Annotated in this window: 8 protein-coding genes and 1 tRNA gene; 6 read left to right on the forward strand and 3 right to left on the reverse strand. The window is 62.8% G+C overall.

The window, feature by feature from the left end; translation table 11 throughout:
* Window positions 1-92: 92 nt before the first annotated feature.
* Window positions 93-800: a hypothetical protein gene (locus DBR12_RS21435; RefSeq protein WP_108619070.1), complete on the forward strand. Its 708-nt coding sequence runs from the start codon at window positions 93-95 to the stop codon at window positions 798-800.
* Window positions 801-1043: 243 nt separating this feature from the next.
* Window positions 1044-2021 carry a GMP reductase gene (locus tag DBR12_RS21440; RefSeq protein ID WP_108619071.1) on the forward strand — a complete coding sequence of 326 codons (978 nt, stop codon included), beginning with the start codon at window positions 1044-1046 and terminating at the stop codon, window positions 2019-2021.
* 94 nt (window positions 2022-2115) lie between these two features.
* On the opposite strand, the gene DBR12_RS21445 is transcribed toward DBR12_RS21440, so the two are convergent.
* Window positions 2116-2997, reverse strand: coding sequence for an alpha/beta hydrolase (locus DBR12_RS21445; RefSeq protein ID WP_108619072.1), 882 nt, complete (start codon window positions 2995-2997; stop codon window positions 2116-2118).
* A 146-nt stretch (window positions 2998-3143) separates the two neighbouring features.
* Between DBR12_RS21445 and DBR12_RS21450 the strand changes: the two genes are divergently transcribed.
* The 4 genes from DBR12_RS21450 to DBR12_RS21465 all read left to right on the forward strand — a co-directional run bounded on the left by DBR12_RS21450 (window position 3144) and on the right by DBR12_RS21465 (window position 7428).
* Window positions 3144-4028 (forward strand): NAD(P)-dependent oxidoreductase, encoded by an 885-nt coding sequence (locus DBR12_RS21450; protein WP_108619073.1) that lies wholly within the window; start codon window positions 3144-3146, stop codon window positions 4026-4028.
* Window positions 4029-4115: 87 nt separating this feature from the next.
* A tRNA-Lys gene (locus DBR12_RS21455) sits at window positions 4116-4191 on the forward strand.
* Between the two features lie 543 nt (window positions 4192-4734).
* Window positions 4735-5892, forward strand: coding sequence for a cellulose synthase complex periplasmic endoglucanase BcsZ (gene bcsZ, locus DBR12_RS21460; RefSeq protein ID WP_108619074.1), 1158 nt, complete (start codon window positions 4735-4737; stop codon window positions 5890-5892).
* Window positions 5893-6195: 303 nt separating this feature from the next.
* The gene (locus tag DBR12_RS21465; RefSeq protein WP_108619075.1) at window positions 6196-7428 is read left to right on the forward strand and encodes a multidrug effflux MFS transporter; all 1233 of its coding nucleotides are present in this window, start codon (window positions 6196-6198) and stop codon (window positions 7426-7428) included.
* A 70-nt stretch (window positions 7429-7498) separates the two neighbouring features.
* Here DBR12_RS21465 and DBR12_RS21470 read toward each other — a convergent pair whose 3' ends face one another.
* Both DBR12_RS21470 and DBR12_RS23385 read right to left on the reverse strand, forming a co-directional pair.
* Complete coding sequence (locus tag DBR12_RS21470; RefSeq protein WP_199226756.1) at window positions 7499-8971, reverse strand: GGDEF domain-containing protein; 1473 nt, start codon at window positions 8969-8971, stop codon at window positions 7499-7501.
* Window positions 8972-9118: 147 nt separating this feature from the next.
* On the reverse strand, window positions 9119-9783 hold a 665-nt coding region (locus DBR12_RS23385), incomplete at its 5' end, for a DEAD/DEAH box helicase (protein ID WP_255575930.1).

Raw genomic sequence — 9783 nt, forward strand, 5'->3', positions numbered from 1 at the left:
CCGGCGGGGGAAGGCGACGGCGCACCCGAAAACAGGTCTTGTGGGAACATCCAGCCATTGTAGAAAGCGCCCCGCCCCTGCCCCTTCCACCGATGAAAAACATTGCACCTGCACTGACCAGCCTGCTGCTAGCCCTTTCTTTCGCCCCTGGCGCCTGGGCCCAGGCCAGTTGCAGCAGCGACGGCGCGCCCCGGCCCATGGTGGTGTTCGAGCGCTTCATCAACGCCGACTGCGAAGCCTGCTGGACAGACGCCGCCCCACCCGCACCGTCCACCCAGGGCCAGGCGGTGGTGCTGGACTGGATCGTGCCCGGCGCCCTGGGCGACGACGCGCCGCTGTCGGCCGCCGCGACCACCGATGCCCTGGCGCGCCTGGACACGCTGGCCCGCCCCGTGCCTGCACGCACCGACGTGCACATTGCAGTCCTTGAATCAGCAGCCCCTGCACAACTGCGCGTGGCCCAGGGCCCGCCGTTCAACGACTACATGGGCGCCGCCATCAGCTTCACCCCGGCCCGCACCGCCCGCCAGCACGGCCCCTGGCGCTTTCACCTGGCGCTGGTCGAATCCGTGCCCGCCGGGACCGACGGCAGCACAGCGCCCAGAAATGTGGTCAGAAACATGCTTTCTGGCGCATGGGATAAAGGCAACTCGCTATCAAAAATAGAGCAACCAAAGCAACAGGAGATGCGCCCGATGCGCATTCCCGAGGGAGCGAAGCCAGAGCGCCTGCGCCTGGTGGGCTGGGTGCAAGACGCCCAGGGCCGCGTGGTGGCCGCTGCGCAGTCCCGCTGCGAGTGAAACCGGCAGCATCGGCGGTACCCGTGATACCGGTAATACCACCACCGTTATAGGGTCTGCCACACAGGCGGGTAGAATCAATCACCGGGCCCAAGTTTCTTGTCGCCCGGTTTTTTGTGCCCGCGCATAGCGGGGTTCGGAGTGGCCACCACGGCCCCGCCCACAAACCAAGCCGGTCCCAAGCCAAGCGCCCCACGCTGCTGAAATGGTTTGGCAGCGCCTTTCAAAGGAGCTTGGAATCTCATGGAAATCTTCGACTACGACAACATCCTTTTGCTGCCGCGCAAGTGCCGGGTGGAAAGCCGCTCGGAATGCGATGCCAGCGTGGAGCTGGGCGGGCGCTCGTTCCGCCTGCCCGTGGTGCCGTCCAACATGAAAACAGTGGTGGACGAAAAAATCTGCACCTGGATGGCGAAGAACGGCTACTTCTACGTGATGCACCGCTTTGACCTGGACAACGTCCAGTTCGTGAAGGACATGCACGCACAGGGCTGCTACGCGTCCATCTCGCTGGGCGTGAAGCAGCCCGACTACGACACCGTGGACCAGCTGGTGGCACTGGGCCTCACGCCCGAGTACATCACCATCGACATCGCCCACGGCCATGCCGACAGCGTGAAAAACATGATCGGCTATCTGAAGGACAAGCTGCCCAAGTCCTTTGTGATTGCAGGCAACGTGGCCACGCCCGAAGCGGTGATCGACCTGGAAAACTGGGGAGCGGACGCCACCAAGGTGGGCGTGGGCCCGGGCAAGGTGTGCATCACCAAGCTCAAGACTGGTTTTGGCACGGGCGGCTGGCAGCTGTCGGCCCTGAAGTGGTGTGCCCGCGTGGCCACCAAGCCCATCATTGCCGACGGCGGCATCCGCAGCCATGGCGACATCGCCAAGAGCATCCGCTTTGGCGCGAGCATGGTGATGATCGGCTCGCTGTTTGCAGGCCACGAGGAATCGCCCGGCCAGACAGTGGAAGTGGATGGCGCGCGCTACAAGGAGTACTACGGCTCGGCCAGCGACTTCAACAAGGGTGAGTACAAACACGTCGAAGGCAAGCGCATCCTGGAACCCATCAAGGGCCAGCTTGCCAACACACTCATCGAGATGGAGCAGGACGTACAAAGCTCCATCAGCTACGCTGGCGGAAAGAAGCTGATGGACATCCGCAAGGTGAACTACGTGATCCTGGGCGGGGACAACGCAGGCGAGCACCTGCTGATGTAACCCCCCGACAGGGCATGGGCGGGCGCCAGCTAAGGCACATGCAGCGGCAGCTGGCGCAGTGCTGACTGGTGCCACCGCGCCAGTGGCCCCCGCTCTACATGCGAAGCAGGTTCTGCGCCATGTGGTGCAGGTCCTTGCCGGGCTGCGCCAGGGTGTCGAGGATGCTGAAATGGTGCAACCCCGGCAGCACCTGGCAGCGTGGCACCGAATGCACGCCCCACGCCTGCTGCACCAGGCCATTCTGGCGGTGGAACTCTTCACTCTCGTCTCCACCCGCAACGCAATACAGGATGCCGTGCTCTGGCGCCAGCAGGCGCGCAGGGCTGTCCTGCAGCACATGCTGGTCGGTCAGGTGCAACGCCTCTTGCAGGAAAGGGGTGTGCATCAATGGCTCCAGGTCATGCAGCCCCGAGATCGACAACGCGTTGCGCACCAGCCCATCCGGCAGGCCAGCACCGATCAACGGCCACACACTGGTCAGCAGCATGGCAGCCAGATGCCCGCCCGCCGAGTGCCCAGCCACCGTGATGCGCCGCGCATCCCCGCCATGGGTCGCTATGTTGCGTGCCACCCAGGCGATAGCTTTCTCCATCTGCCGCACAATGTGTGGAATGGTGACTGGCGCCACGGGCGTGCCCGGGCACAGGGCATAGTTCACAACCACCACACAGAAGCCCGCCTGGGTGAACGGGGGGGCAATGAAGGAGTGGTCGGATTTGTCGAGGGCCCGCCAGTAGCCGCCGTGGATGAACACCAGCACGGGCACTGGGGCACCGGCTGGGCGGGTGGACGGGAAAATATCCAGGGTTTCCCCAGTGCCCGTGCCATACGCCACATCGAGCACACAGGGCACCTGGGCACGCACCTGGGCAGAATCCCGGGCCCAGCGCTGCAGGTAGTCCATGTGGTCGGGAACCAGCGCACGGTTGTTGTACATGCGCTCCAGCCAGGCCGGGTCGTTCAGGGGCAAGCTCATGGGAGATGTCTCCGTGGGACAAAAAAAACCGCTTCGGCCATCATCTTTGCATTCGCTCCGAGCTGCAAGGTCCGTGACAGGCTGGCGCACCAAAAAGGCACATGATGGCATCAGGGCCTGTCACCCAGCAAATATTGAAGCACGCCATGACCACTACACCGTTGCACATCGCCGTTCTCGGCATTGGCATGATGGGCCTGCCGATGGCACGCCGCCTGAGCGAAGCGGGCCACCAGGTGCGAGCCTGGAACCGCACCCGCGCCAAGGCAGAACCGCTGGCCTTGCATGGCGTCACCGTGAGCGATACACCAACACAAGCCGTGCAGGATGCCGACATCGTGATCAGCCTGCTTGAAAACGGCCCCGTGGTCGGCCAGGTGTTGTTGGACCGGGGCGCCGCCCGGGCCATGCGCAAGGGCAGCCTGTTCATCGACATGGCCTCCATCCAGCCCAGCGAAGCGCGCGACCATGCCGCACGCCTGGGCGAGCTTGGCGTTGCACACCTGGACGCCCCCGTCTCAGGCGGCACCGTCGGCGCCGAAGCGGGAACCCTCGCCATCATGGTGGGCGGCCGCCCCGAAGACTTCCAGCGGGCCCTGCCCGTCTTCGCCCCCCTGGGCCGCGCCACTCATGTGGGGCCCCATGGTGCGGGACAACTCGCCAAACTGGCCAACCAGATGATCGTGGGCATCACGATTGGTGCAGTGGCCGAGGCGCTACTGTTCGCAGCCAAAGGCGGAGCCGATATGGAAAAGGTTCGTGAGGCCATCAGCGGTGGCTTTGCCGACAGCCGCATCCTGCAATTGCATGGTCAGCGCATGGTGGAACGTGACTTCGCCCCCCGTGGCCGCATGGCAGTGCAGCTCAAGGACATGCGCAACGCCATGGCTACCGCCCATGAGACGGGCTTTGATGCCCCCATCACCGCACTGTTCGAGGCCCTGTACGCTGCTGGTGTCGAACACGGCCTGGGCGACCTGGACCACAGCGGACTCTTTGTTGAGCTCGCCAGCCGCAACGCGATGCAGTGAAAATTTTTGGCCCGACTTGCCAACAGCCAAAAAATTAGTGCATAATTCGAGGCTCTGCAGCAATGCAGAAAGATTTTAAAAAGATTTGGGTTCTTAGCTCAGTTGGTAGAGCAGCGGACTCTTAATCCGTAGGTCGAGTGTTCGAGTCACTCAGGACCCACCAAATCGAAGCCGCAAGGCACGAAAAGCCTGCTACCTATAAGTAGCAGGCTTTTTTGTTTTCAGAACAACTGCCCCACTCTCGCAGTCAGTACGCGCACAACGCCCGGAAGCCTGCCGGTGCAGACTCTGACCTCCGGGGCGCCCTCAAAAAAACAGCTGCTTCTGTTAGATGGGTTCTGATCCATTGCCCCTTTACCCACCCCACGAAGCAAGGGTCTGCTGATAGGCACAATCCCCCCGAACATTGGGCGCATGGTAGCGACCGCCTCCAACGAAGACACCGTGTCCCCGCTGAGCCCAGAGCCGAAAAAGGCGTGCAAAATTTGCACCCAATGTGGCGACTCGGACCAGACGCGCAATGAAGCCATGGACAACCTCCGTATCAAGCCAATGCACTACACGGGCGATCCACCTTGGCGGCGGATGACCCCTCCTTCGCAGTCAACCGCTGCCAATAGCCATGTTGGACATTGGCATCCACCTATCGTCGACATTCACTATTTTTTGCTGCGCTGCATGACATGGCGCGGAATCACAGCAGACCATGACTGATTCAATTCGCCGCCGCGCGGCTCTGCAAGCAGGTGCTGGAGTAACCCTCTTGTCCTGCTTCCCGGGCGCACAAGCCCAGCCAGCCGCAGCGGGCGGAGGCCGTACAGCCTGGCCCGCCTGGGACGCTTTCAAAGCCCAGTTCATCAACGAAGGAGGCCGCGTGGTCTCCGATGACGACGGGGGCGGCCAGACCTATTCCGAAGGCCAGTCCTACGCACTTTTCTTTGCGCTGGTGGCGAACGACCGGCCCATGTTCGACAAACTGTTGCGCTGGACGGAGAACAACCTCTGCGAAGGCGACATGACAGCGCGCCTGCCCGCATGGCTCTGGGGCCGCCGCCCAGACGGCACATGGGGTGTGATCGACAGCAACGCCGCATCGGACGCCGACCTGTGGATTGCCTACGCGCTCGGCGAGGCCGGCCGCCTGTGGAACGAGCGCAGCTACCGCGCCCTTTCAGCCTTGCTGGCCGCACGCGTGCTGCGCGAGGAAACCGCTGACATCCCGGGCCTGGGCCCCACGCTGCTGCCCGCGCCCAAGGGGTTCGTGCAGCCCAATGGCCGCTGGCGCCTGAACCCCAGCTACATGCCCATGCATCTGATGCACTGGCTGGCCGCCAGTGACTACGACCCGCAATGGAAAAAGCTGGTGGACAGCTCACTCAAGATTATTCGAGGCGCGTCACCCAAGGGCTTCACCCCGGACTGGACCGTGTACGACGCCAAGCAGGGATTCCTGATCGACACCGAAGGCAAAGAAAAGGGGCAGGGCACCTATAACGCCATCCGCGTTTACCTGTGGGCGGGTGTGATGCATGCCGACGCGCCCGGACGCAAGGCGCTGCTCGACACCCTGGCGCCCATGGCCCGCTATGTGCGCGAGCAGGGCTATCCGCCCGAATCCATCGATATCCTGACCGGGCAGGCCTCGGGCCCTGCGCCCTCGGGCTTTTCGGCCGCTATGCTGCCCTTTCTGCGTGCAATGGGGGACGACAAGGCACTGCAGTCGCAGCGCATGCGCCTGGAGGCACGCCCGCTGCGGCCCAAGGCCTACTATGAGCAGGTGCTAGCCCTGTTTGGCCAGGGTGCATTCGAGGGAAAATACCGCTTCACAGCAACGGGTCAGCTCCTGGCGCGGTGGAAACCGTGACTTGAGCCCCCCAGCCGCCATTGGCTGAAATCCATCACCCTACTGGCCGCGCCTGCTTTCCCTCAGGATTGACAGTTTGTCGGCTGCGGGACTTCAAGCTGAAAGCCCCCTGAGATTGCCCCTTTCAGCTACCAGCGCCGCAACACCACACGTAATCCGGCAATCTCAATCTGGGGTTCCAATTCCACAGAGCCAGCCCACTGCGCTGTCCCACCGCATAATCAACTGCGAAGCTCGTAGCATGTCGAGTCCCCCTCCGCACACTGCAGCATGCCCCTACGAACCTCTGGCCTTGACGACCGCATGAACCCACAAGCCCATCTGCTCTGGAAAGCGCCCCGCTGGGCCTTGGCTGTGTTGCTAGCAGTGCTGGGGATGCTGGGGCCGTTCTCAATCGACACCTACATCCCCGCGTTCTCGGGCATCGCCACAGCGCTGGGTGCGACACCGGTGCAGATGCAGCAGACGTTGTCGGCCTACCTGTTCGGCTTTGCGTTCATGAGCTTGTTTCACGGAGCGTTGGCCGACAGCTTCGGACGCAAGCCGGTAATCCTCTGGGGCATCGCGGTATTCACGTTGGCATCAGCGGGCTGCGCGCTGTCGCAGACCATCGGGCAATTGGTGTTCTTCCGCGCATTGCAAGGACTGTCCACTGGCGCTGGTATCGTGGTGTCGCGCGCGGTGATCCGCGACATGTTTCCCCCCGCCCAGGCACAGAAGGTGATGAGCCAAGTCACCATTTACTTTGGCGTGGCCCCGGCAATTGCACCCATCGTGGGAGGCTGGTTGTTCGTGCACCTTGGTTGGCACAGTATTTTCTGGTTTCTGACCTTGGTGGGTGTGGCGCTGTGGACTGCTAACTACCACCTGTTGCCCGAAACCTTGCATCACGAGCACCGGCAGCCCTTCAATGTGCGCCACCTGATGCGCGGCTATGTGCAGCTCGGGTCGAGCGCGCAGTTTGTGTTGCTGGCCCTGGCCAGCGGCGTGCCGTTCAATGGCATGTTCCTGTATGTACTCTCTGCACCGGCATTCCTGGGCGAGCACTTGTCATTGGCACCCACACAGTTCTTCTGGTTCTTCGTTCTGACCATCTCGGGCATCATGGGCGGCGCCTGGCTTAGCGGGCGCCTGGCCGGACGCATCCCGCCCAAGCGGCAGATACGCCATGGTTTTCTCATCATGTGCACGGTGGCGGTGTTCAACCTCGCGGCAAATCTGCTGTTTCCGCCACACGCCTGGTGGGCCTTGCTACCCATCGCCATCTTTTCTTTCGGCTGGGCACTGATGGTGCCGGTGGTCACGCTGCTGGTGCTAGACCTGCATCCGGAGCGCCGGGGCATGGCCTCATCGATGCAAGCGTTTGTGGGATCCAGCGCCAATGGCCTGGTGGCCGGTCTGATTGCCCCCCTGGTCATGCACTCCACAGCGCTGCTGGCACTGGCCTCGCTACTGATGATGGGCATTGGCCTGGTGGCCTGGATCTATCTGCACCACCGCTGGCCCGACATTGGACGCAGGGCCACGCACCTCTGAAAGCCCTGCAGGGTCTGTGGGGCGGCCCCACCGCCAGTCCGCCGCCCATACAGCGGGAACGATGAGCACATCAGGTACCGGACGGGTGCCGACGATCCACGCTCTTTTGCTGGTAATACCGGTTTTTCTCGGCGTACATGGCCTGGTCGGCCCGGTTGATCGCAGCCTCCACCGCTTCGCCAGAATGGCAGCAGGCGATGCCCATAGCCAGGCTGAGGTGCTGGCCCGGATAGAACTGGTTGTTAAGCTCCAGCATCGAGATAATGCGCTCCTGCAGCGCTTGGGCACCGCGCTCGTCGGTCCCCGGCAGCAGCACGGTGAACTCGTCGCCACCAATGCGGGCTGCACAGGCGGGCGCATCCACGGCCTTGGCAAGCACCTCACCCACGCGCCGCAACATCGAATCGCCCGCTGCGTGACCTTGCTCGTCATTGACAGCCTTCAGGCCATTCAGATCAATAGCAATGATGGACAGCGGCCAGGGGCCTTTGCGCGTGAGCCGGTTCAGCTCTTCGGCATAGAAGGCGCGGTTGCGCAACTGGGTGAGAACATCGTGTTTGCCCAGATATTCGAGGTAAGCCTCTGCCTTTTTACGGGCTGTGATATCCACCAGCGAAAGGAGCACCAGGCCCCAATCATGCCGATGGCTATCGAGCACCGAGAATTGCATGTGGATATTCACCGCATCGCCGGACAGTGAGTAGTTCACCACCTCGCGCTGCTGGAAAGTCTTCCCTTCCCACAGGTCCTGCAACTGCTCGGCAAAGGACTCATGCATCTCACCACGGAACACGCGGCCAATGCTGTTGAGCAGCATCTCCTTGCTAGCGGCACCGAACATCCGCAATGTCTGCTGGTTCACGTCGATGACACGGATTTCTTGCATGCAGCGTGCCACAAAGTCTGGATGCACCTTGAGGAATGTCTTGAAGTCGCCGATGCCCTGGGCACGCACGCCATCAAGCAAATTCTTTACAGCGCTGAAGTCCTCAACCCAGAGCGAGACTGGTGAATGCTCAAAAAGGTCGCGCGCGTACTGCTCGCTGCGCCGCAAGCGGCGCGCCGCCTCCAGTTGCTGAGTGTTGTCCTCCAGAGAGACCAGCACGCGGCTCCAGTCGGCCTCATGACCAGGCAATATGCGCGCACGGACCAACACGTCAAGGCGTCGGCCATCGAGCGCGTAGTTCACCGTCTGGTTGGCAAACTCCATCTGCCCGTCCCACAATTGCGCAAGTTCATGTGCCGCAGTGTCGTGCCGGTCGTCACGAAAGACCTTGTCGAGATTCGCCTCCAGATGCTGCAGACTGTCGGCCGAGAACAACTCCAGCGTGCGCCGATTGACCTGCAGCACACGCAGCGACGCACTGCATTGGCGTAGGCGGGCCGGGTCTTCGGCCAGATGGGAGCGTATGTCCATCACTCCTTGCGCGCGCCAACCGTCGAACAGACGCTTGAGTTCGCTGAAATCCTCCAGCCAAAGCGACACGGGTGCCAACTCAAACATGTGTTCGTAGTCGGCGCCCGAGGAGAGAGAAGACAACACAACAAAATTCCTCCGTGGGCAATTATTGACGACAAGGCCCGAAAAAAGCGGGGGGCGCGCAATCCAGCCACAAAAAAGGGCTGGCACCTTACAGTGCCAGCCCTTGCTCGGACGGAGCGCTCAACACGCTCGACCTCTGTCCATCCATCAGCGTGCGGGGCGCGCAGGGCGCTTGCGCGCGTCGTGGGCCACAAAAGGCTTGCCACCACCACCCGCAGGCTTGGAGAACGCAGGCTTGCGCGGCGCGAAGTCACCACGCGGTGCGCCTGCATCGCTACGGGGGGCAAAGCCACCTCGGCCTGCATCGCCAAAGCCCGGCTTGCGACCGTAACCTTCGCCGTCGCGGCGAGGCGCAAAACCCCGGTCAGCGCCACGGTCGTCACGGCCACCGAAGCCACCACCATCGCCCCGGGCTGGAGCACCACGGTTGTCGCCACGGCCCGCAAAACCGCCGCCAAAACCACCACCGAAGCCACCACGGTCATGGCCGCCACGGGCCGGGCCGCCAAACTTGCGGTCACGGCTGTCGCGGTCGTAGCCACCCGAGCGGCCACGGCCACCAAAGTCACCGCCACGGGGCGCCTGAGGAGCACGTTGGGTGGGCTCCATGCCTGGAACCACTTCGGCCTTGAACTGCTGGCGGCTGTACGACTCAATGTCGTAAATCTTGCGGCGGTCGCGGAACTCGGCAAAAGTGACGGCCAAGCCGTCGCGGCCCGCACGGCCGGTGCGGCCGATGCGGTGGGTGTAGTCCTCGGCCTTCATGGGCAAACCGAAGTTAAACACGTGGGTGATCGTGGGCACATCGATGC

The sequence above is a fragment of the Acidovorax sp. HMWF029 genome (genome assembly GCF_003060895.1).
Lineage (GTDB): Bacteria > Pseudomonadota > Gammaproteobacteria > Burkholderiales > Burkholderiaceae_C > Acidovorax.

Excerpts from the sequence above, each read along its gene's own strand:
- DBR12_RS21465 (WP_108619075.1), top strand. The coding sequence starts at position 6,196 with ATGAACCCACAAGCCCATCTGCTCTGGAAAGCGCCCCGCTGGGCCTTG.
- DBR12_RS21445 (WP_108619072.1), bottom strand. The coding sequence starts at position 2,997 with ATGAGCTTGCCCCTGAACGACCCGGCCTGGCTGGAGCGCATGTACAAC.
- DBR12_RS21440 (WP_108619071.1), top strand. The coding sequence starts at position 1,044 with ATGGAAATCTTCGACTACGACAACATCCTTTTGCTGCCGCGCAAGTGC.
- bcsZ (WP_108619074.1), top strand. The coding sequence starts at position 4,735 with ATGACTGATTCAATTCGCCGCCGCGCGGCTCTGCAAGCAGGTGCTGGA.
- DBR12_RS21435 (WP_108619070.1), top strand. The coding sequence starts at position 93 with ATGAAAAACATTGCACCTGCACTGACCAGCCTGCTGCTAGCCCTTTCT.
- DBR12_RS21450 (WP_108619073.1), top strand. The coding sequence starts at position 3,144 with ATGACCACTACACCGTTGCACATCGCCGTTCTCGGCATTGGCATGATG.